Here is a 21,632-nt window from a genome sequence, read left to right on the forward strand (position 1 = left end):
CTTAATTAATTCTTCAAGAATGGTTTTTCATGGCTATTTTTCGTTATTTGTAAGTCGTATCGAGAAGAGCTACCCGGCACTCGGCCTCATGGGTTCTTCTGTGCGTTTTTCCACGGAGACTTCATCATTCTACAGAGATAGTATTTTGATACCAGCAGGAAGGCAGTCAGAGATCATGCCGACTGCAGGTTATGATGTAGGTGGAATGTTTGTCTTTTTCATGGCTTTCCTGAACCATGTTTTGGAAAATTGGCCTTGTGTCGGGGAGAGCCGAATGGAGGCCGGAGCATGTTGGTGTTTGCAGGCGTCCCGGGCAGGGGGTCAGGGCAAGCTGATCTGCAACCAGGTTTCTTCGGCTCTGTTCAGGGGGGTGTTGCGGCGGACAGCGAGTGAAATGGTGATGCGGATGGTCGGGTCCTGCAACGGGCAGCAGTACAGCCCGTCATTCTGGGCCGGATTGTGGAAGGCCGCCGGAATGATGGTGACGCCGACACCCGCCTGAACCATGGTCAGCAGGAGGGTTGTGTCACCCGTGCGCCCGGTGACATGGGGCGCGGCCCCGTGACTGGCAAAGGCTTCCGAGATGAAACGGTTTATCTTGAAGTTCTCATTCATGAGGACGATCTTCTCATCCAGAATGTCCGTGAAGGAGCAGCTCTCCCGGCCTGCGAGCCGGTGTGAGTCGGCCATCAGCAGGCAGAGTTCTGCCTCTGCAAAGGGGATGGTGCGCAGCTGCCTGTTCTGGACAGGCCCTATGAGGGCGGCGATGTTCGTGTGATGGCCGAGAAGCTGGGCCACCAGCCTGTCGGAGGGATGTTCCTCGATGTTCAGCACGACATCGGGATAGAGGCTGCAGAACTGCCGGATGATGGGGCGGAAATAGATCGCCCCCAATATGGGTGGGAGTGCCAGATGGACCGTCCCCTTCAGGGGGCCTGAATCATCCGCCATCGCCCGGTGAAGATTCTGTTCGGCCTCAAGTAGACGTTCAGCATGAAGAAAGAAGGTCTTGCCCTTTTCCGTCAGGGTGATGGTCTTGTGGGACCGCTCGAAAAGGCGGACGTCCAGTTTGTTTTCCAGAGAGCGTATGCCCATGCTCAGGGAGGGCTGGCTGATGTGCAGCTGGTCACTCGCACGGCTGAAGCTGCCCTGTGTGGCAACAGCCATGAAGTAGTGGAGTTCCCGGAGGGTCAGTTGGGGGTATGGCATAGGGAAAAGGCTATAGTCTGTATAGAAATATAATATTATCATATTGAAGATGGGCTGGATAGGCTTTCCTCAGAGGCACGGACTGACGTGCCAATGATGAAAAGGAACGTACGATGGCAAAGGTTGTCGATTATCTTCTGGACCAGCTCTCCCGGCTGGGTGTGGAGCATGTCTTCGGTGTCCCGGGTGACTATGCCTTCCCGATCAATGACGCCATCACGGCCAGGGCGGACATGCGCTGGATTGGTTGCTCCAATGAACTGAATGCCGCCTATGCGGCCGATGGCTACGCCCGCATACGGGGGATTGCGGCCCTGAACACGACCTATGGCGTTGGCGAGCTGAGTGCCATGAACGGCGTTGCCGGGGCATATGCGGAGCATCTGCCGGTCATCCATCTGGTTGGCCTGCCCAAGCGGGCCGTGCTGGATGAAAAGCGGCTTGTGCATCATACCCTGGGCAACGGGCAGACCACGGCCTTTTATGATGCTGCCGGTCATGTCGTCTGTGCCCGTACCATTCTGGATGGCCAGAACTGCGTGCAGGAGCTGGAACGTGTTCTGGCCACGCTGCGCCGGGAGCGGCGGCCGGTCTATATTGGCATCCCGTTCGATGCAGCTCATGATGATGTGGTCATGCCTGATGGTGACATGGCCCTTCCGGAAGTGCGGAGCGGGAAACAGGCCGCCATCGTGGCACGGCGCATCATGGCCGAGCTGGAACGCAGCACGTCTCCCTGTGTCCTGCCGGGTATCCTGACGGCCCGGTTTGGCTGCCGGGAGGCGATGAGACGGTTCCTCAGCCGGTCCGGTCTGCCCCATGCCACCATGTTCATGGACAAGGGCGTGGTGGATGAACAGGCTGAAGGGTTTGTGGGGATGTATGGCGGGCATCTCGTGCAGGAAGATGTCGCCGACTTTGTGGAGCAGGCCGATCTCGTCCTGACGCTGGGTGCTGAAATGACGGATTTCAACACCGGGCTTTTCACCCAGAAGCTGGACCCGGAACGCATCATCAGTGTCATGGCGCATGAGGTGCGCTTTGGTGATGGTGCCGTTCATGCCGTTGATCTGGCCGATGTGATCGAAGCCTTGGCCGATCTGGCCGATACCGTATCCTGCCCCGCCGGTCCCGGCTATCTGGGGATGGAACTGCCCCCTCGGCAGGCTGACGAAGGGGATGATGGGGTGATCAGAACCCATACCTTCTATGCCGCCATACGGGATCATCTCCGGGCTGGGGATATCGTCGTGAGTGAGACGGGGACGGTCGCCATGGGCATGGGCTTTATCCGTCTGCCTGAAGGGGTCGACTATGAGGAGCAGAGCCTGTGGGGGTCCATCGGCTGGGCCACGCCGGCGGCGTTCGGCATGGCCATCGCAGCCCCTCACAAGCGGATCATCCTGCTGACCGGTGAAGGGTCACATCAGCTGACGGTACAGGCTCTCGGTGAGTTTGCCCGTTTTGACTGTCATCCGCTCATCCTTGTCCTGAACAATGATGGCTATCTGATCGAGCGTCTGCTCTGTGATGACGGGGAACGTTATTACAATGACATTGCCAGCTGGGATTACACGGCTCTGGCCCGTGGGTTTGGCGGCAAGGACTGGCAGTGCGAGCGCATCAGCACACCCAGGGCTCTGCGTCAGGCTCTGGACGCTGTCAGGCCGGGGCAGGGTACCTATCTGGAGGTCGCCGCACCCCGTTATGATGCTCCCGTCATGGCCGAGGCTCTGGGCGAGATGCAGTAAGGTCTCGTTCTGAAACCGGGTGGGCAGGCGCACTCCGTGTCTGCCCACCAAGGGGAAGAATGGTACGTCAGGATGATGTCCAAGAGATGCCTGTCAGGCCAGATTGTTCAGAGTTTTCATGAAATGTCTGGCGTCCCGTACGGGATTCGAACCCGTGTTGCCGCCGTGAGAGGGCGGTGTCCTAGGCCTCTAGACGAACGGGACTAAAGGCGTGAGCCTTCTCTAGAGGGAACGGCGGGGAAGTGCAAGAGGGAAAGATACCTTTTGTAAAAAAAGGTTTTCCAACCAGTCCCGAAAGGGGGGAAGCCGCCCAGAGGCGGCTTTCCCGGATGGGGCGGTGCCGTTACTGGTCAGCCGCCAGGATGGGGCCGAGCGGGCGCCCACCCAGAAGATGGACGTGGAAGTGCGGCACTTCCTGTCCACTGTCACGACCCACATTGCTGATGAGGCGGAACCCGCTGGGGATGAGGGACTGCTCGGCGGAAATTTTGTCCACCAGTTTCCAGAAATCCAGAATCTCTTCATCGCTGGCACGGGAGATGAAGTCGTGCAGGTCCGTGTAGGCGCCACGGGGGATCACCAGAACATGGATCGGGGCGAGGGGAGAGATGTCGTAGAAAGCGAAAGAATGTTTGCTGTCGCAGACACGTTCAGCGGGAATCTCTCCCCGCAGTATCTTGGCGAAGACATTGTTGGGATCGTAAGCGGGGGTAGCGGTCGGCATAAGATGGGTTCCTCCTCTTCCTCCATGATTGGGGAGTGAGGTGGGGGGAAGTCAAGGGAGGGGGAGGCAACCCACCTATGAGCCGTGCCTTCAGAAGGCCGGTTTCGGCCGGGAGGCTTTTTCCTCGATGCCGCTCGTGCCTTCACGGCGTTCCAGCTCGGCCCAGACATCCGCCGGATCAATGCCCGCATCAACCCACATCACGATCAGATGATAGAGGACATCCGCACTTTCGCTGATGAGGCCCTGCCTGTCGCCCTTGATGGCCTCAATGACACATTCGACGGCTTCTTCGCCAAATTTCTGGGCAATCTTGCTCCGCCCCCGAGCCATGAGACGGGCCGAATGGCTGACGGATGGTGAGGCTCCCTTGCGGGCCAGAACCGTATGGTAAAGTCGTTCCAGAACCTCTTTGCGGCCTGTCTCACGGGAGGGGGTATTATTCTGGGCCATATGTTTCCTGTCCTTTGTCATGCCAGTCCCTAGCGGCCCAGCCTGACGGGCAGCCGGGCATCGTGCAGGGCCTGTTTGACCTCACCGATCCTGAACTGGCCGAAATGGAACACGCTGGCGGCCAGCAGACCGCTGGCACCCGCCCGGGCTCCTTCCACGAAATGGGCCAGTTCCCCCACACCACCGGAGGCGATAACGGGAACGGAAACACGTTTGCAGATGGTTCCCAGCAGATCAAGGTCAAAGCCGGACCGTGTACCGTCACGGTCCATGCTGGTGAGCAGGATTTCTCCGGCTCCCCGTGTGGCCATCTGCTCGGCCCAGGCGACGGCATCCAGTCCGGTTGGTTCCCGTCCGCCCTTGGCGTAGACCTCCCACCCGCCATGGCCATCGGAGCGGGCATCTATCGCCACGACGATGCACTGGCTGCCAAACCGTTCCGCTGCTTCATTGATGAGCTCTGGCGTGCGGATGGCGGCGGAGTTGATGGCACACTTGTCGGCACCGCTCAGCAGAAGTCTGCGGATGTCCGCACAGCGTCGCACGCCACCACCAACGGTGAGGGGCAGGCGGACTTCGGCGGCGGTACGTTCGACAACGTCAAGAATGGTGTCCCGATTGTCCGAGCTGGCCGTGATGTCCAGAAAGGTCAGCTCGTCCGCTCCGGCGGCATCATAGAGGCGGGCCTGTTCCACCGGGTCTCCGGCGTCCCGCAGGGAGACGAAATTGACCCCTTTGACGACCCGCCCGTCATGGACGTCGAGACAGGGGATGACACGTAGCTTCAGCATGATCCCTCCAGTACGGACAGGGCTTCCGGCAGATTGATGCGGCCATCATACAGGGCGCGCCCCACGATCACGCCGGTGATGCCGGGCGTTTCATCGGCCGCCTGTCGCAGGGCCCGGAGATGGTCCAGCGTGCCCACGCCGCCGCTGGCGATGACGGGGATGGAGACATGGCGGGCCAGCTCGACCGTCTGATCAATGTCCAGACCTTCCAGCATGCCGTCCCGGGTGATCTCGGTGAAGATGATTCCGGCGACGCCTGCCTCTTCCATCCGGCGGGCGAGGTCGGTGGTGGTCAGCTCGGAGACTTCGGCCCAGCCTTCGGTGGCAACACGGCCCTGCCGGGCGTCGATCCCGGCGATCACGCGGCCCGGCCAGGCACGGGCGGCCTGCCGGACAAGGCCGGGGTCTTTCACGGCGGCAGAACCAAGGATGACCCGGCTGACACCGGCTTCCAGCCAGCGTTCAATGGCTTTCATGTCCCGTAGCCCTCCGCCGAGCTGGACAGGAAGAGATGTGGTGGCGATGATGTCCTCCACAGCCTTCACATTGGCCGACCGGCCCGCAAAGGCGCCGTCCAGATCGACAATGTGGAGGTGGCGGCACCCGGCCTGTTCGAACAGCTTGGCCTGGGCAGGAGGATTGTCGGAATAATGGGTGGCAGCATTCATGTCCCCCTGCCGCAGGCGGACACAGGCCCCGCCCTTGAGGTCGATGGCCGGGTAGAGGGTCAACGGTTTGCGGAGGGTTCCGCCCGGTGCGGGGCCATGGTGTGGCACGGAGAGCGGTGTGCCGGCAGGCTGCCACTGCATGGCTCTTTCTTCAGGGACGAGGAGTTTTGAGAAGAATAGTCCGCGCACTGTCCGGTCTCCGATTCGTGCAAAATAGGGGTGTGTGCCCCAGTGGGTGAAGTTGAATGAGGTGAGCAGGGTTATGGCGTCGTGCAGTGTTTCACGCACACGGCAGTCCAGTACCTTGGCGCCCCGGGTCAGTGCCCTGTTGATGATGGCCTCCATGAGGAGGGCGCCCAGACCTTTTCCCCGCTCGTAAGGAACGATGAAAAAGGCGGTGATGGTGGCGCTGGCACCGTATATTTCGGACCGGGACGTGGCATGAGCGAGAACAGCCGCCCCGCAGATGCTGCCATCCGGTGCCCGGACGATGAAGACGTCCCGGTCCGGTACTAGCAGGAGGCCCTCGAAGAAACGCCTCAGGACGGCACTTTCAGGGGGCGTGTGCCAGTCGAACACGCCCTCGGCCAGAATGGCGGCCACGGTGCTTTCCATCAGGCTTTCGAGGTCATCCTCGCTGATGGTGTGGCCCAGCCGTTCGGCCCGGTAACTGTCTGGAGGCTGGTTCCATGGCCGTCCCTGCATCAGCCAGGCTGCCATGTCAGGAAATTGCCCAGGATGGTCAGACCTACATCCTGGCTTTTTTCCACGTGGAACTGTGTGCCGCAGCGGTTGCCCTTGGCCACGATGGCCGGAATGGTCATGCCGTAATCCGCCGTGGCGATGGTTTCTTCTGCCCGGGCGTCCACCAGGGCATAGGAATGGACAAAATAGCCGTGATTTCCCGGCTTAAGCCCTTCTGTCAGCGGATGGGCACCGGGTGTGAAAGAGAGAGTGTTCCACCCCATGTGCGGCAGCCGGAATCCCTGTCGGGTACTGTCATCCATGGGAGCGATGTGGCCATCAATCCAGCCCAGCCCTTCCGTGCGGCCATGTTCCAGCCCGTACTGGGCCATGAGCTGCATCCCCACGCATATGCCGAGAAAGGGCGTGCCTTCTGCTGTTGCCTTTTCCAGCAGGGGGCGGAGAGCGCCCTCGTCCAGCCCTTTCGCACAGTCGGCAAAGGCACCCTGGCCAGGCAGGATGAGACGGTCGGCAGCAAGGATGTCAGCCTCGTTGCGGGAGATGGCGATGTCGGCTTCCAGCCCTCGCAGGGCTGCGGCCCTTCGTGCTGCCTGTGCAGCAGAAGCCAGGTTGCCGCCATTGTAGTCGATTACAACAACACGCATGAACACTCTCCATACTGCAAGCTGCCCGGTCCTGTTTCAGGCAGGTGGGGGAGACAAATCAAGGAAAAACCGTGAGGGAGCCTTACAGCACCCCTTTGGTGGATGGAATCTGCCCGGCGCTGCGGGGGTCGCGGGAGAGCGCCATGCGCAGGGCCCGGGCGAAGGATTTGAAGGCACTTTCGGCAATGTGGTGGGCATTGGTTCCGGCACGGCCATTCATGTGCACGGTGATGCGGGCGGACATGCAGAGAGCACGGAAAAACTCTTCCACCATTTCCGTGGCCATGGCGCCGATCATCTCACGGGGGAAGGTGATGTTCCAGGCCAGGAAGGGACGGCCTGAAATGTCCACAACCGCTTCACAGAGCGCTTCATCCAGAGGGACAAGGGCAGAGCCGAAACGTTCGATGCCCCGCTTGTCGCCGATGGCCTTGTGGAGGGCCTCTCCCAGCGTGATGCCCACATCCTCGATGGTGTGGTGGTCATCAATATGGAGGTCGCCTTTCACCTGTACGGTGAGGTCCAGCCCGCCATGCCGGGCCAGGGCATCCAGCATGTGGTCGAAGAAGCCGATGCCTGTCTGGATGCTGTTCTTCCCGTGTCCGTCAATGGCGAGGGAAAGGGTGATGTCGGTCTCGCCTGTCTGGCGATTCAATGTGGCGGTTCGTGATGTCTGAGTCGTCATGTCTTTCTGCTATACCAATATGGGCTGCTTTCCAAACTTGCTTATTGTGACGCTGTGGGTGAGACTGTCCAGTTAACAGACCATGACAAGATTTTCAGGAGAGCCGTCATCATGGCGCAGGCTTCATCCGTTTCCCCGCTTGATGTGTTGCTGGAGCGTTCCTCGACAGGCGATCTGGTCGCTCCGGCTCCGCAGGGAGAGGTGCTGGCCCGCATCCTCTCCGCCGGGCTGAGGGCTCCGGATCATGGGCATCTCTGCCCGTGGCGGTATGTGGTGATTGCTGGCGATGCCCGCCCGGCCTTTGCCGGACATGTTGTTGCCGCCGTGGCCCGGCAGGAGCCTGATGCCCCGGAGAAGAAGCGTGAGAAGCGGCGCAGGCGTTTTTCCGAGACGCCGATGGTCATTGCACTGGGGATGCATCTCCGGCCGGAGCACAAGGTTCCCGTCATGGAGCAGGAAATGGCTGTGGCCGCCGGGGCCATGAATGTCCTCAATGCCCTGCACATGGAAGGATTCGGAGGGGTATGGATCAGCGGGAGGTTCTGTGAGGACCGGTCCCTGCTCAGCCAGCTGGGGCTGGAGGCCCCGCACCGGCTTGCGGGGTTCCTGCTTGTCGGTACGCCAGAAAAGCCGGAACGGGCCCATGTCCGCCCGGATGTGGGTGATCATGTGGCTTTCTGGGATGGGCAGACACCTGTCACGTTCGGTGCGGATGACAGGCAACGCTGAGGACGGGGACGGGCTGCTTGCCGGGGCATGCCTGGTAGGTTAAAGCCGTGACCAGGGAGAACTGGGGGACAGGGGCTGCATCATGACACGACATGGTAATGATCATCAGGCAGAGGGGCCAGAGCAGAAGGGGGGTTCCGCCTGTGATGTGGTGGTCGCTGGTGGTGGTCCTGCCGGTCTGGCGGCCGCCCTGTCTTTTGCCCGGGAAGGCTGGCAGGTGAGCGTGGTGGAAAAAGCTCCCTGCAGCGTGCTGGAGGCTCCGTCCTTCGATGGGCGGGAAATTGCCCTGACCCACCATACCGTGCATTGGCTGAAACAGCATGGCGTTTGGGACGAGATTCCGGCAGAGGCCATCTGCCCTCTTGATGTCGCCCGGGTAGAGAGTGGCAGTCTGGGCGGCCCTCCTCTCATTTTCCATGCGCCGGATGGGGGAGGGGCTGCCTTGTCCGATGCGGGGCCAGAAGGGGAACCGCTGGGCTTCCTGGTGGCCAATCATCTCATCCGTCGTGCCCTTCATCGTGTCGTGAGCCGGACAGAGGGCATCACCCTGCTCTGCCAGACAGGCGTGACAGGGTATCAGACCGGGCGGGATGCCGTGCAGGTCCGGCTGTCGGATGGGCGGGCCATGCAGGCCCGTCTTCTGGTCGGGGCGGATGGCCGCTTCTCCCAGATACGGGAGCTGGCCGGGATCGGGGCCATCGTGCATGATTTCGGCATGAGCATCCTTGTCTGCCGGATGCGGCACCTTACACCGCATGACAATACGGCCCTGCAATGGTTTGATGAACGCCAGACGATCGCCCTCCTGCCGGTCGCCCCGGATGGGGGTATGGGCGATATTTCGTCTCTGGTGCTGACCCTGCCGCCGGATGATATTGCCCGACTTCGTGTAGCGGCCCCGGATGATTTCAATGCCGAGATCACCCGTCGGACGGATGAACGGCTCGGCCTCCTGCGGGTGATGAGCGACCGTATCACCTACCCGCTCAAGGCCGTCTATGCCCATCGCTTTCAGGCTCCCCGTGTGGCCCTGATTGGTGATGCTGCCGTGGGTATGCACCCCATTACGGCACATGGTTTCAATTTCGGCATCCGGGGGCAGGAAACACTGGTGCAGGAGTTGAGCGCTGGACCTGGGGACCCGGGTGATGCGGCGTCGCTCCAGCGTTTTGAGCGGCGACATCGCAAGGCAACTTTCCCGCTCTTTACGGCGACCAATGCCATTGCTGTGGCCTACACCCGGGATGATGGACCATTCCCTCTGGCCCGCCGGGCCGGACTTATGCTGGCCAACCGTCTGGCCCCTTTCAAGAAGGCCGTGACACGGATGCTGATGGACCCCGTGTGAGGTTCATGCCTGTTCAGGGGATCAGATTTCCTCTGTGGGAACGGTTTATTTTTAATTAACAAAATGACTTGCCTGATATGGCTTTCCACGGTGATACTGGTCGTGGGAGCAATCCGGTGAAGGAAGCTGTCCCATATGACAATGTGGGATGAACGGATCGGGACAGCCCAGTGTATCTGATTGTCAGGTTCCAGAAGCTGGCAGTTGCGTCATGTGTGGAGTACAGGGTGGGTTGTGATGTATGACGTCCTTATTATTGGTGCGGGATTTGCTGGACTGACACTGGCCTATCAGCTCAGGAAAAAGTCCAGTGACCTGCGCATTGCCATTGTGCATGATTCTGCCTTTCCCCTCGATGACATATCAGACAAGGTCGGTGAGTCCTTCAATGAAATAGGGGCTGTTTATTTTGATCAGATGCTCGGGCTGAAGGAATTCATGAAGGAGCGTTACCCGCGGAAGCTGGGAATGCGTTTTTTCAAGATCAATGAATCATCCTATCAGGAAATGGGTTACAATAATTTCACTCCCAACCATGCCTTTCATTTCGAGCGTGGGAAGCTTGAGAATGATCTTTTTGACCTTGTCAAAGACAAGGTGGATTTTTACCTGAACCATAAATATCTTGATTTCGAAACGGTTGATGGTGAAAAGCACGTTCATGTTCTGGACAGGAATGATAAAAGTTCCAGAACGTTGAAAGCGCACTGGCTTGTTGATGCTGCCGGGCTGAAGAAGCTGCTGGCCCGTAAATTCGACCTCACACACAGGTTGCCACTCAACCATTCGTCTGTCTGGTTCCGGGTTGGGGGTGGTGTCAATGTGGATGATTTTCTGCCACTGACCAGCGACAACCCTTTCACGACGGAGAATCGGTCATGGAGCTCCATTCATCTGGAAGGTGTAGGATACTGGGTATGGATCCTGCGTCTTTCCGAGAACGTGACAAGTGTCGGCATCATTTTTGATGAGAACATGTACGAGTTCCAGGATCTCGCCACATGGGAGAAGACAAAGCTCTGGTTGAGAGACAATGTCCGGGTCCTGATGGATTATCTTGATGAGGAACAGTTTCCCATCATGGACTTCAGGATCTTGAGGCGGTTTGCTACCCAGTCTGATTATTGGGTGAGTGATGAGCGCTGGGCTCTGGTGGGGGATGCCTACGGAATATGGGACCCCTACTATTCCAATGGATTTGACCTGATTGGCATGCAGAATACGATCCTGACAGAGCTGATCCTCGCAGAACGTGCTGGCCAGGAGATCCATCAGCGCATCCAGGGGGCCAACCGGTTCATAAGCGATGTCATGAGGGGGTTTGCCGCCACCTTCACGGATTTCTACTCACGGAAAGACCGCTGGTACTACATCTGTTCAAAATATAACGTCGACATGGCCGTCTATTTCCCGATATTGGCCACTATCGTGCATAACTCCTTGGAGTCCATGTTTGTGGATGAAGACTCGGTATTCCGGGACAGGGTCCTGTTTTATCTTGAGGAGGGTGGAGGTATCTATTTTCAGCTGATCCAGCTCCTGGCGTCTGACGAGTTCAAGAACAATGGGGTGGACGGGTACGATTACATGCCGCTCAATGCGGATACATATCATGCCTTCGTCCCGGAAATGGATATCCCCTATCATGAGAAAGAGCGGGTATTTCCCATTCTGGAAAAGAACTGCAATCTGCTCTGGTGCGTTTTCCATTATCTGAAATCAGGCCGCAACTATATGGATTTCATAAAGAACGGGGCCTATTTTGCCATTACGGAACAGACGGACCCCGAGCGTTACAGGGATAACCCGGACCAGCTGGAAGCTGATCTGTTCCATTCTGCCTGAGGATATTACGGTCTGGCTGGGATGGCGTGGGCCTGGAGAAACCGCTCCAGTTCCACGTCTCCTGCTGTGGCCTTTATGCGGCATGAGCTGGCGATCTGGGGGACGGTTCTGTCCGTTTCCGGTGGAGAGACCAGCCTGACGGGCACTTCCAGGGAGCGGGCGAGCAGACGCATCCGGCCTGCATCATGGCGGCTGCCATAAAGACCATCCCCGATGATGGGCGTGCCCAGTGCGGCGCAATGGACACGGGCCTGGTGGGTCCGTCCTGTATGGAGGGTCAGCTCCAGCAGGCTGGATGTTCCGTCACTGGCCAGAACACGCCATGACGTCCGGGCCAGACGGCCCTGGTCAGTCTGGGAAGGGTGTACTGTTTCGGGCATGGGGTCGGAGACCATTTTCCATCCCTGCCGGATTGAGGAAACACGTCGCAGCAGGGTTGTGAGGGTGCCCTGCTGTCTGGTGGGATGTCCTTCAACCAGTGCCCAGTACCGTTTGATGGTTTCATGTGTGGCAAAGGCCTTCTGCGCAGCAACAAGGGCTGATTTGCGTCGGGCTATGAGAAGGCACCCTGCCGTATCAGCATCCAGCCGGTGGACCAGCCACGGGCCGCCCCGCTTCTGGGGGACCAGACGGCTCTCGACACTGTCCTGGACTTTGGGGCCGGGATGGGCGGCAAGTCCTGCCGGCTTGTTGATGACGACAAAATGACGGTCCTCCCAGAGGAGGGGCAGCTCCTTTCCGGGCTGGAAGAGGGGAGGGGGCGCCACGGGTCAGTCCTCGTCATCAGGATCGTGCCGGTCCAGCCCCAGAGAGGCCTTTGTTGCCAGAACATCCCGTTTTCCCACATGGTTGGCAGCGCTGATGATACCTTCTCTCTCCATCTGGTCGATGATGTTGGCAGCCCTGTTATAGCCTATGCGGAGATGGCGCTGCACGAAGCTGGTGGATGCCCTCTGGGCCCGGACGACAAGTTCCGTTGCCTGTTCATAAAGGGCACTGTCCTGATCTTCATCAGAACCTTTGCCGCCCCCTTTGCCGCTGGAGGATGCATCTTCCTCTTCCTGTTCGTCAGCCAGCACCTCGGTGTTGTAGACAGGAGAGCCTTTGGAGCGCAGGTCGGCCACCACGGCTTCGACTTCTTCATCACTGATGAACGGCCCATGCACACGGGTGATGCGGGCACCACCCTGCATGAAGAGCATGTCACCCCGGCCAAGAAGCTGTTCGGCCCCCTGCTCACCCAGAATGGTGCGGCTGTCGTATTTGTTGGTGACCTGGAAGGAAATGCGGGTTGGGAAGTTGGCCTTGATCGTTCCGGTGATCACATCAACAGAAGGACGCTGCGTGGCCATGATGACATGCACGCCAGCGGCACGGGCTTTCTGGGCCAGACGCAGCACGGAAGCTTCAATCTCTTTACCGGCCACCATCATCAGGTCAGCCATCTCATCAATGACGATGACGATGTAGGGGAGGTGTTCCAATGGCAGGCGATGTTCGTCAAAAACGGGGCGGCCCGTTTCCGGGTCGTAGCCTGTCTGGATGCGGCGGGTAGGTGTTTCACCGGAGGCTTTCAGGTGGCGTATCCGGTCATTGTAACTGCTGATATTCCGCACACCATGATCCGCCATCAGGCGATAACGGCGGTCCATTTCCTGTACGGCCCATTTCAGAGCACTGACAGCTTTGGGTGGTTCGGTCACCACCGGGGTCATCAGATGCGGGATGCCGTCATAGATGGACAGCTCCAGAATCTTCGGGTCGATCATGATGAGGCGGCAGTCTTCCGGGCTGAGCCGGTAGAGCAGCGAGAGGATCATGGCGTTGATCCCGACTGACTTGCCGGACCCGGTCGTTCCGGCCACGAGCAGATGCGGCATCCGTGCCAGATCGGCCATGATGGGCTCCCCGGCAATGTCCTTGCCAAGGGCCAGTGGCAGCTTGCTGCGGTTTTCTTTCCAGGCCGGTGAGAGCAGAAGCTCAGGGAAATAGACTGTCTCACGGGTCTTGTTGGGGACCTCAATCCCGATGACATTCCGGCCCGGCACTGTGGCGATGCGGACGCTCAGCACGGCAAGGGTGCGGGCGATGTCATCAGCCAGTCCGATCACCCGGGAGGAGCGCACGCCAGGGGCTGGCTCCAGCTCATAGAGTGTGACGACTGGCCCGGCCCGGTAATCGGTAATGGTTCCCTGTACGCCGTAATCATCCAGCACTTTTTCCAGCATCTGGGCATTGGCCTGGAGAGCCTCTTCGGAAGGACCAGTTTCGTTCTGGTCTGGCAGCGGGTTGAGCAGGCCAATGGAAGGTGGCAGCCAGGCGGAAGGGGCTGTCATGCCGGGCAGTGGTCCCGGAGCCATACCGGGTGGTGGCGGAACAGGGCGTGGTGGCATGACAGATGCCCCGCCCGGTTGCATGGAGCCTTCATGGGCCGGAGCCCCGTTCATGCCGACTGCATGATCCGTAGCTGCCTGCATGGTGGGAGCAGCATTGTAGGCTGTTTCTTCCACCATGCCGGAAGAGCCCGACCCGGCACCAGTCGCCGGGCTGGTGGCGGCCATGAAGCGCTTCAGGAAGCCGGGCTGCTGTGCCGGACCGGAAAGTTCCTGTGGCTGGATATCCAGGGGGGCGCCGGAGATGTCGTCATGGGTCTCTTCCGCATGGCGGCGCTGGACCGTGCTTGTCCGCCCGGGGTCGTGGCGGATATGGGCCAGCATACGGGCATAGGGATTGTCGGCTTCGTCTTCCGGCTGTGTGGCCTGAAGGGCGTCTTCTTCCTGGACAGGGACCGGGTCAGGCCGGGGAGGGGGTTGTGTCTGGGCGGAAGAGGGCTTCTGCCAGGGGGCCGCCCCCTGCTGCATGGGGGACCATGGCGTGGTGCCGGTGGGGGCTGGTGCTGTCCGCTCTGCCTGTCGGCTGAGGTTGCGCATGATGAAACCGGATGGAAGAGGGGCATTTCCCATGGCCGGGCGTCCATGGCGGATGGGACCGCCAGAGCCTGAAGGATAAGCGACATGCCGTTCTGCCTCGGGGGTTGCTCTGCGGGAGCGGAGCAGGGCCCTGACAGGGAGGCGCACCAGGGCGCTGAGGCCGCGGCCAACGGAGCGCCACTCCCGCCCCTGCAGCCCCATGGACAGGGGACAGAAGACGGCCAGTATGGCAAGGCTGATCAGGATGGAGAGAATGCCCCCCATGCTGCCAGTTTCACCCGAGACAAGATTCAACAGCTTCTGGGCAAAGAAAACGCCGGTTTCCCCTCCCAGCCCGCTGCTGGTGGGCCAGGCAATGCCCAGCCCGGGAACGGTTAGCTGTAACAGGCCGATCGTCATTGCGGCGGCCGGACAGAACAGTGCCGCAGCTACGAGGCGGAGCAGAGGCAGGCCAAGATGGTGATGGCGCAGGAGCTGCCACGTCCATGCCAGCAGGACGAGGACAGGGACAATGCCTGCCAGGCCGAGCAGCTGCATCAGCCCATCGGCAATGGTGGCTCCGAAACGTCCGAGCAGATTGGTCGGTTCAGTGCCTGTGGCGGTGTTGAAGGAGGGATCATGCGGATTGAAGCTGAAAAGGGAAGCCGCAATCGCCAGTGCCATGATGAGGAGAATGACAGCCAGTATTTCCATCATCCGTGCCGAGAGGATGCGGGAAAAGGGGGAGTCATGCCATGCGGGAATGTCCAGGGTGTCGTCCGCCATGTCATGCCCGGGAAATGGGTCAACGGTGCTGGCATGGCTGCGCCGTGAGGCAGGCAGGATGGCACGCAGCTTGGCGGGAAGGCGAAAGCGGGAAAGCACAGGGGCAGATCCTCTGGCGGGTCAGGAAGGCATGATCGGCCCGCAATATAGCCTGTCCGGACTGATTCTGGAAAGCGGAACCACCCGTTTGCCCGGATCAGGGCACAGGGCGGCTGCCTTTGACACTGCCATCATGGCGCCAGACATGCAGCGTGGCAGCGCCGAAACTGCGCTGTGCCAGCAGTTCTGGCGGGGGAGCCGCAAGGCTGGGCAGGAGATGGGCATGGAAGGGCTGGAAGGGCTCTCCAGGGTCCCGGCCATCATTCTGGAGAGGCGTGGTTTCCGTTTCTGCAACAATCAGGGCTCCGTCAGCCACCCAGCCTGCACGCCACAATGTGCGCAGGCCCTTCTGCACCAGCCCTTTGTGATAGGGAGGGTCGAGAAAAATGAGCGTATGAGGCTGAGGCGCCTTGGGGGGATGGGTTACGTCACAATGGCGCAGGCGGGCACGGTCCGCCATGCCGCAGCTGCGGAGATTGGCCTGGAGGGCGGCAATGCCGGGACGGCTTCCTTCCATGAAGGTGGCAAACCGTGCCCCACGGGAGAGGGCCTCCAGCCCCAGGGCACCCGTACCGGCGAAGGCATCCAGTACCAGCGCTTTTTCCAGCTCATCCCGGCCAAACCAGGGAGCATGCATGAGCATGTCAAAGAGGGTCTGCCGGGCGCGCTGGGCTGTCGGGCGGGTGGTCATCCCTGCGGGGACCTGAAGGCGACGGTTGCGGGCTGTACCGGCAATGATCCTCATGGTGTCAGGACCGTGTCCTGCCGGTCCTGCCGGACTTCAGGCCCGGAATCTGCTCCAGCAGGGTCTTGTGCGAGACCTCTTCCAGCTCATGGGGTTTGAGAGTGCCAAGGCTGAAGGGGCCGTAGGAGAGGCGGATGAGGCGGCTGACATGGAGGTTCATGCCCATCATGACCTTGCGGATTTCGCGGTTCTTGCCCTCCCGCAGGCTGACGGTCAGCCATGAATTGTCCCCTTTGGAGGAATCCAGCGTTGCCTCGATGGGACCATACTGCACACCATCCAGCACACAGCCTTTTGCAAGCTCTTTCAGCCGCCGTTCATTCACAAGACCGAAAACACGGACACGGTAACGGCGGATCCACTGGCGGGAGGGCAGTTCCAGCTCACGGGCTAGGCCGCCATCATTGGTCAGCAGCAGCAGTCCCTCGGAGTTCAGGTCCAGCCGTCCCACGCTGACAACACGGGGCATGGCGGCGGGCAGGGAGTCGAAAACCGTGCGGCGTTCTTCCGGGTCGTGATGGGTCGTGACCAGCCCGGCGGGCTTGTGATAGCGCCAGAGGCGGGTCCGCTGGGGCGGGTCCACGGGCTTGCCATCCACGCAGACAACATCACCCGGCTGGATGAAAGTGGCTGGATGGGTGACCGGGCTGCCACCAAGGGTGATGCGGCCTTCCCCTATCATCCGTTCGATGTCACGGCGGCTGGCCACCCCGCGGCGGGCCAGAGCCTTGGCAATGCGTTCACCACGCTGTGTTTCGGAGGAAGGGGATGCAACATCTTTCATAACCTGCGGACATACAGTGTCCGGCCTTTCCTTGGCAATCCATTTACGGCTCTATAAAGCAGTCAGGGAGGGATTTTGTGGTTGGTTTTCCAGTATCAGGGGTGCGTGTGCATGTCTTTTCCCGCCGTCATGACAACACAGCAGGCCATGCAGCAGGCCCTGGCCCTGGCGGATGAGGCTGCCCGCATGGGGGAGGTGCCTGTCGGGGCCGTAGTGCTGAATGGGCAGGGGCATATTCTGGCCATGGCCCGCAACCATGTCGAGGATCATCACGATGCCAGCGCTCATGCCGAGCTGCTGGCCATGAGGCAGGCAGCACGCCATTGTGGCACGGCCCGGCTGGAAGGCTGCACGCTGGTCGTGACGCTGGAACCCTGCCCGATGTGTGCTGCGGCCATCACCCATTTCCGGCTCAGTCGCGTGATCTATGGCGCTTACGACCCCAAGGGGGGTGGGGTGGACCATGGGCCCCGTCTTTTTGCCCGGCCGGGCTGCCTGCACCGGCCCGGGGAGATCATCAGTGGTGTGCGGGAACGTGAGGCCGGAGCGCAGCTTCGGCGTTTTTTCCGGGTGCTGCGGCAGAGGGACTGATTACCCCAGCACAGCCCGGAGCAGCCCCGTCGTGATGATTCCGCAGAGCATGGTGGGCAGGAGGGAGAAACGTGTGGCGGCCAGAATGGTGGCGAGCAGTCCCAGAATGTCCGCCGGGCGGCCTGTGGCAAAGTCCGGGGCAATGACGGCTACCAGCACGCAGCCGGGCACGATGTCCATGATGGCCTGCATGCGGGGCGAGAGGCAGCGGCCTGTGAGCAGCAGATAGCCGCTGATGCGTGTCAGGTACGTCACCAGAGCCATGACGATAATGGCCAGCAGGGCAGGGAGATGGAGGATCATGCGCCCCTCACCACCAGCAGGGCCGTGATGATTCCGGCCAGCGTTCCAGCCGGGACATACCAGGCTCCGGGCAGCAGGTGATAGACCAGCACGGCAACGCCAAGGCTGACACACCATGGCAGGGCATTGCGGGCCCCTTTCCACATGCCCTTCAGCAGCATGATGAAGACGGCGGGAAAGGCCATGTCCACGCCGTAGCGGGTCATGTCACCCAGCAGGTTGCCTGTATAGCCGCCCATGAAGGTGAAAATGAGCCAGCAGAGATACAGGCAGACCGTGATGCCGCCATAGAAGCCGGTGCTGAAGCGGCATCCCGGCCTGTCATGCAGGTCAGCCAGCGTGAGCGCCCAGACCTCGTCACACATGAAGAAGAGCAGCAGAAAGATCTTCCAGCGAGGCAGATGGCGCAGATGCGGGGCCAGCGTTGCCCCCATGAGAATGTGACGGCTGTTGATGAGGAAGGTCACCCCGGCCAGCAGCAGGATGGCAGGGGGAATGGACCAGAGGCCGACAGCGGCGAATTCTGACCCACCAGCAAAGTTGAGACCCGTCAGCAGGGGAACTTCCATAATGGAGAATCCCTTCTGTACGGCTCTGCTGCCCAGAAGGAGGCCGAACGGCACGAAGGCGATGAGCAGCGGCAGGGATGTCTTCATGCCCCGGAGAAATTCCGGCCAGAATGTGCCCTGCCTGATGGGGGGGGATGTGGTCTGCATGGTGCCTGTTGTAAAATCATGCCGCCCTGTCAGCAAGAGCCTTGGGAAAGGGCCGGAGAGGGACATGGTTGGCCATGCCTTACATTTCTTTTATGTGGCACTTGCTTGCAGAGCGGCCTGCCCTGTTCCTATCTAGTAGGACAGTTCCAGTTGATAAGAGTTTAACATCTAGCGTCAGGAAATCTCTGCGATGAAATCGCCTTCCCGTCTGTCTCTGGCATGCATGGCCATGCTGCCCGTGTTGGGTCTGGCCAGCCTTCCGCTGCCTGCCGTGGCCCAGAATGCTCCCATCCGTCCGCAGATGTCGGGCGGGCAGGGGATTCCCGACTTTGTGCAGATCGTAAAACAGGTCAAACCGGCAGTCGTGTCCATCACGGCCCATATCCGCGAGGGCGCTGATGATGAAGAAGGGGGACCATCCGGAGGGAATGGCGGGCCGCAGGGGTTTTCATTCCCGTTCCCGTCCTTTCCCTTCCCGTTCCAGATGATGCCAGGTATGCCGTCCAACCGCATGGTGGAGGCTCGGGGGTCGGGTTTCATCATTTCGGCTGATGGCTACATCGTGACCAACAACCATGTCATCAATGGTGCCACGAAGGTCAGCGTGAAGCTGGATGACGGGACGACCATGCCAGCAAAGGTCATCGGTCATGACGGCAAGACGGACATTGCCCTGCTGCGTGTGAAGGCCGACCATCTGCCTTATGTCGAGCTGGGCAATTCCGACGACGTGCAGCCGGGACAGTGGGTCGTGGCCGTCGGCAATCCGTACGGTCTGGGCGGTACGGTGACGGCGGGCATCATTTCCGCTCTGGGGCGTGACCTCCATTCCGGTGCCTATAACGACTTCATACAGGTGGATGCGCCCATCAATCACGGCAACTCCGGTGGCCCGCTCATCACGCTGGATGGCAAGGTGATTGGTGTCAATTCCATGATCATGTCGCCCAATGGTGGCGGGTCCATCGGGATTGGTTTTGCCATTCCGTCTGCCACGGTGCGCTCGGTGGTGGATCAGCTGCGGGCTACTGGCCATGTGGTGCGTGGCTTCATCGGTGTGGAGACGCAGGACATCACCCCGACCATGGCCCGTGCCCTTGGGCTGGTCAGCAGCGAGCATCCCGGTGCCCCGTCCCATGGGGCGCTGGTGGCCAATCTCATCAAGGGGGGACCGGCAGACAGGGCCGGGCTGAAGAGTGGCGATGTGGTCCTGTCGCTGGATGGTCACGATGTCCGCAGTGCGCACGACCTCGCCGTAAAGGTCGTATCCATGGCGCCGGGTTCCAAGGGGACATTTACCGTGCTGCGGGATGGCAAGACGGTGTCCCTGACCGTTACGGTCGGCAATCAGGCCCGCAGCGGGCAGGAAGGGGCCGGTACGGATGGCAGCACGGCAGAAGCGCCGTCTGGCAAGCTCGGGCTGGCTCTTGGCGTGCTCACGCCCAAGATCCGTCAGGAGCTGGGGCTGGATGACAGCGTGCAGGGCTGTGTTGTGGCCGATGTGGGGCAGGGCAGCCCTGCCGACCATGCGGGCATCCGTCCCGGGGACATCATCGTGGCGGTTGGCAACCAGATGACAGCCAATCCCCATGCCGTGGTCGCGCTGGTGCAGAAGGCGCTCAGGCAGCACCAGCCTCCGCTGCTGCGGATCCTGCGGGATGGCCAGCAGCTCTTTGTGGCCGTTTCTCCGGATGGTTCGGGGGATGGTGATGAAGATGGCGAGGACAGCCAGTAAGATACCGGCCCGGTTTCTGCTGTCTTTCTGAGACTGCCGTGCAAATCCTGCTCTTCCGTAACGGGAAGGGCAGGATTTTCCGTATGGTCTGCTCCAGTCCCGGCAGCGGGGACCATTTACCAGAATGGATGGCCATGTGGCCCTCTGGCTGGACTTCCCGTAAATCCAGCGACCCAGTGCCGTGATGGCCTGTCAGGGCGCTGCTGCTTCCGGGCTCCGGTTCATGGTCGTGCTGTCTGGCGGCCTGTCAGCTGATGAGACTTTCCAGCAGGGCATCCACATCTTCAGGGCGTGTGTAGAAGCTGGTGACAAACCGGACCAGCTGCCCCGGGACTCCTTGGGGAGTGGGGTAGGTGTAGAATGCGTAGCCCTCGGAGTGGAGCTGCTTTACCTGTGCTTCTGGCAGGACAGCAAAGATTTCGTTGCTCTCCGTGGCAAAGGGCAGGTTTACGGCAGGGTGTTTGTACAGCCCGTGGCGCAGACGCTGGCACATGGCATTGGCGTGGCGGCAGTTTTCCAGCCAGAGGCCGTCATGCAGCAGGGCCAGAAGCTGGGCTGAGAGAAACCGCTGTTTGGACCATAGATGCCCTCCCCGTTTGATGCGGCGGGTCATGGTGTCCACCATTGGGCGGGTCCGGTCATTGAGGAAGAAGACAATGGCTTCAGCGGCCATGGCTCCTGCCTTGGTGCCGCCAAAGCTCAGGACATCGATGCCCGCCTTCCAGGTGGTGTCGGCGGGGCTGCATTCCAGATGGGCAATGGCATTGCCCAGTCGGGCACCGTCCATGTGAACGGTCAGCCCGTGGTCATGGGCACTTTCCGACAGGGCGGCAATGGTCTCGCAGGAATAGGTCGTACCCCATTCCGTGGCCTGTGTCAGGGAGAGGGCCGTAAAAGGGGGGGCCAGAACACCCTTGCTGCGGTTCAGCTGGAGAGTGGGGGGCAGACTGGCCGGGTCCATCCGTCCCTCTGGAGAGGGAAGGCCGACCAGCTTGGCCCCCTGCATGAAGAATTCCGGCGCACCACCTTCCTCGGTGTTGATGTGGGCGCTCTGGTCGCAGAGGACACTGCCATAGGGTGGCACCATGGCCGAGAGGGCCAGTGAATTGGCCGCCGTCCCTGTCGTGACGGGGAAAACGGCAACTTCTGCCTCGAAGACATCTCCGAAACGCTGGTTCAGGGCCAGGGAAAGATCGTCGTGACCGTAGGAAGGAACATTGCCGGTATTGGCTTCAGCGATGGCCTGCATGACAGCCGGGCAGGCAGGGGTCACATTATCGCTGGCAAAATTCTTGCGTAGATCGTCACGCACGGGGTGAGTTCCTTCGTCTTTGGCTGGAGAGGCTGTCCATTTCCGTTTTCCAGTCTCTAGCGGAAAGATCGGGTCTTGTCATGTCTTGTCCAATGGGCAT

20 protein-coding genes and 1 tRNA gene are annotated in these 21,632 nt (G+C 60.5%); 6 read left to right on the forward strand and 15 right to left on the reverse strand.

The genetic code is table 11. The features are described 5' to 3' along the window. Nucleotides 1-321 precede the first annotated feature (321 nt). Nucleotides 322-1,167, reverse strand: coding sequence for a LysR family transcriptional regulator (locus DTQ13_RS05860; RefSeq protein WP_248460321.1), 846 nt, complete (start codon nucleotides 1,165-1,167; stop codon nucleotides 322-324). Nucleotides 1,168-1,322: 155 nt separating this feature from the next. Here DTQ13_RS05860 and DTQ13_RS05865 point away from each other — a divergent pair, with 155 nt between their 5' ends. After that, the gene (locus DTQ13_RS05865) at nucleotides 1,323-2,960 is read left to right on the forward strand and encodes an alpha-keto acid decarboxylase family protein (protein ID WP_248460322.1); all 1,638 of its coding nucleotides are present in this window, start codon (nucleotides 1,323-1,325) and stop codon (nucleotides 2,958-2,960) included. Nucleotides 2,961-3,088: 128 nt separating this feature from the next. On the opposite strand, the gene DTQ13_RS05870 is transcribed toward DTQ13_RS05865, so the two are convergent. From DTQ13_RS05870 to hisB, 7 genes are all read right to left on the reverse strand, one after another. Further along, nucleotides 3,089-3,164: transfer RNA gene (locus DTQ13_RS05870), tRNA-Glu, on the reverse strand. A gap of 139 nt (nucleotides 3,165-3,303) precedes the next feature. Next, nucleotides 3,304-3,684 carry an HIT domain-containing protein gene (locus DTQ13_RS05875; protein ID WP_043562011.1) on the reverse strand — a complete coding sequence of 127 codons (381 nt, stop codon included), beginning with the start codon at nucleotides 3,682-3,684 and terminating at the stop codon, nucleotides 3,304-3,306. Nucleotides 3,685-3,774: 90 nt separating this feature from the next. Further along, nucleotides 3,775-4,137 (reverse strand): phosphoribosyl-ATP diphosphatase, encoded by a 363-nt coding sequence (locus DTQ13_RS05880; RefSeq protein ID WP_052349243.1) that lies wholly within the window; start codon nucleotides 4,135-4,137, stop codon nucleotides 3,775-3,777. A gap of 29 nt (nucleotides 4,138-4,166) precedes the next feature. Next, a complete protein-coding gene (gene hisF, locus DTQ13_RS05885) occupies nucleotides 4,167-4,928 on the reverse strand; it encodes an imidazole glycerol phosphate synthase subunit HisF (RefSeq protein WP_103765784.1) in 762 nt (253 codons plus the stop codon). Next, on the reverse strand, nucleotides 4,922-6,316 hold the full coding sequence (hisA, locus tag DTQ13_RS05890) for a 1-(5-phosphoribosyl)-5-[(5-phosphoribosylamino)methylideneamino]imidazole-4-carboxamide isomerase (protein WP_227449767.1): 1,395 nt from the start codon (nucleotides 6,314-6,316) through the stop codon (nucleotides 4,922-4,924). Before hisA ends, hisF begins: the two co-directional genes overlap by 7 nt. Beyond that, nucleotides 6,301-6,945: an imidazole glycerol phosphate synthase subunit HisH gene (hisH, locus tag DTQ13_RS05895; RefSeq protein ID WP_248460323.1), complete on the reverse strand. Its 645-nt coding sequence runs from the start codon at nucleotides 6,943-6,945 to the stop codon at nucleotides 6,301-6,303. Before hisH ends, hisA begins: the two co-directional genes overlap by 16 nt. Nucleotides 6,946-7,027: 82 nt before the next feature. Then, complete coding sequence (gene hisB, locus DTQ13_RS05900) at nucleotides 7,028-7,630, reverse strand: imidazoleglycerol-phosphate dehydratase HisB (protein WP_086441412.1); 603 nt, start codon at nucleotides 7,628-7,630, stop codon at nucleotides 7,028-7,030. A 111-nt stretch (nucleotides 7,631-7,741) separates the two neighbouring features. On the opposite strand from hisB, the gene DTQ13_RS05905 reads away from it, so the two are divergent. The 3 genes from DTQ13_RS05905 (at nucleotide 7,742) to DTQ13_RS05915 (ending at nucleotide 11,552) form a co-directional block, all read left to right on the forward strand. Beyond that, the gene (locus DTQ13_RS05905; protein ID WP_043562027.1) at nucleotides 7,742-8,359 is read left to right on the forward strand and encodes a nitroreductase; all 618 of its coding nucleotides are present in this window, start codon (nucleotides 7,742-7,744) and stop codon (nucleotides 8,357-8,359) included. 82 nt (nucleotides 8,360-8,441) lie between these two features. Continuing rightward, the gene (ubiM, locus tag DTQ13_RS05910; protein ID WP_248460324.1) at nucleotides 8,442-9,707 is read left to right on the forward strand and encodes a 5-demethoxyubiquinol-8 5-hydroxylase UbiM; all 1,266 of its coding nucleotides are present in this window, start codon (nucleotides 8,442-8,444) and stop codon (nucleotides 9,705-9,707) included. 237 nt (nucleotides 9,708-9,944) lie between these two features. Continuing rightward, on the forward strand, nucleotides 9,945-11,552 hold the full coding sequence (locus DTQ13_RS05915; protein ID WP_248460325.1) for an NAD(P)/FAD-dependent oxidoreductase: 1,608 nt from the start codon (nucleotides 9,945-9,947) through the stop codon (nucleotides 11,550-11,552). Between the two features lie 5 nt (nucleotides 11,553-11,557). Here DTQ13_RS05915 and DTQ13_RS05920 read toward each other — a convergent pair whose 3' ends face one another. From DTQ13_RS05920 to DTQ13_RS05935, 4 genes are all read right to left on the reverse strand, one after another. Further along, on the reverse strand, nucleotides 11,558-12,319 hold the full coding sequence (locus tag DTQ13_RS05920; protein ID WP_248460326.1) for an RluA family pseudouridine synthase: 762 nt from the start codon (nucleotides 12,317-12,319) through the stop codon (nucleotides 11,558-11,560). A 3-nt stretch (nucleotides 12,320-12,322) separates the two neighbouring features. Beyond that, complete coding sequence (locus DTQ13_RS05925; protein ID WP_248460327.1) at nucleotides 12,323-15,346, reverse strand: DNA translocase FtsK; 3,024 nt, start codon at nucleotides 15,344-15,346, stop codon at nucleotides 12,323-12,325. Nucleotides 15,347-15,443: 97 nt separating this feature from the next. Further along, entirely contained in the window at nucleotides 15,444-16,091 is a 648-nt protein-coding gene (locus DTQ13_RS05930; RefSeq protein ID WP_043562032.1) for an RsmD family RNA methyltransferase, read from the reverse strand. 4 nt (nucleotides 16,092-16,095) lie between these two features. Then, the gene (locus tag DTQ13_RS05935; protein ID WP_248460328.1) at nucleotides 16,096-16,875 is read right to left on the reverse strand and encodes a pseudouridine synthase; all 780 of its coding nucleotides are present in this window, start codon (nucleotides 16,873-16,875) and stop codon (nucleotides 16,096-16,098) included. Nucleotides 16,876-16,986: 111 nt separating this feature from the next. On the opposite strand from DTQ13_RS05935, the gene DTQ13_RS05940 reads away from it, so the two are divergent. Then, nucleotides 16,987-17,466: a nucleoside deaminase gene (locus DTQ13_RS05940; protein WP_248460329.1), complete on the forward strand. Its 480-nt coding sequence runs from the start codon at nucleotides 16,987-16,989 to the stop codon at nucleotides 17,464-17,466. Here DTQ13_RS05940 and DTQ13_RS05945 read toward each other — a convergent pair whose 3' ends face one another. Together DTQ13_RS05945 and DTQ13_RS05950 are read right to left on the reverse strand one after the other, a co-directional pair. Beyond that, nucleotides 17,467-17,769 carry an AzlD family protein gene (locus DTQ13_RS05945; RefSeq protein ID WP_248460330.1) on the reverse strand — a complete coding sequence of 101 codons (303 nt, stop codon included), beginning with the start codon at nucleotides 17,767-17,769 and terminating at the stop codon, nucleotides 17,467-17,469. Next, complete coding sequence (locus tag DTQ13_RS05950; RefSeq protein WP_154980940.1) at nucleotides 17,766-18,485, reverse strand: AzlC family ABC transporter permease; 720 nt, start codon at nucleotides 18,483-18,485, stop codon at nucleotides 17,766-17,768. The genes DTQ13_RS05945 and DTQ13_RS05950 overlap by 4 nt, the downstream gene beginning before the upstream one ends. A gap of 190 nt (nucleotides 18,486-18,675) precedes the next feature. On the opposite strand from DTQ13_RS05950, the gene DTQ13_RS05955 reads away from it, so the two are divergent. Further along, nucleotides 18,676-20,220: a Do family serine endopeptidase gene (locus DTQ13_RS05955; protein WP_248460331.1), complete on the forward strand. Its 1,545-nt coding sequence runs from the start codon at nucleotides 18,676-18,678 to the stop codon at nucleotides 20,218-20,220. 247 nt (nucleotides 20,221-20,467) lie between these two features. Here the strand turns inward: DTQ13_RS05955 and DTQ13_RS05960 are convergent, their stop codons facing one another. After that, entirely contained in the window at nucleotides 20,468-21,532 is a 1,065-nt protein-coding gene (locus DTQ13_RS05960) for a low specificity L-threonine aldolase (RefSeq protein WP_103765788.1), read from the reverse strand. Nucleotides 21,533-21,632 lie beyond the last annotated feature (100 nt).

This window comes from Parasaccharibacter sp. TMW 2.1888, from assembly GCF_023167265.1.
Classification (GTDB): domain Bacteria; phylum Pseudomonadota; class Alphaproteobacteria; order Acetobacterales; family Acetobacteraceae; genus Bombella; species Bombella apis.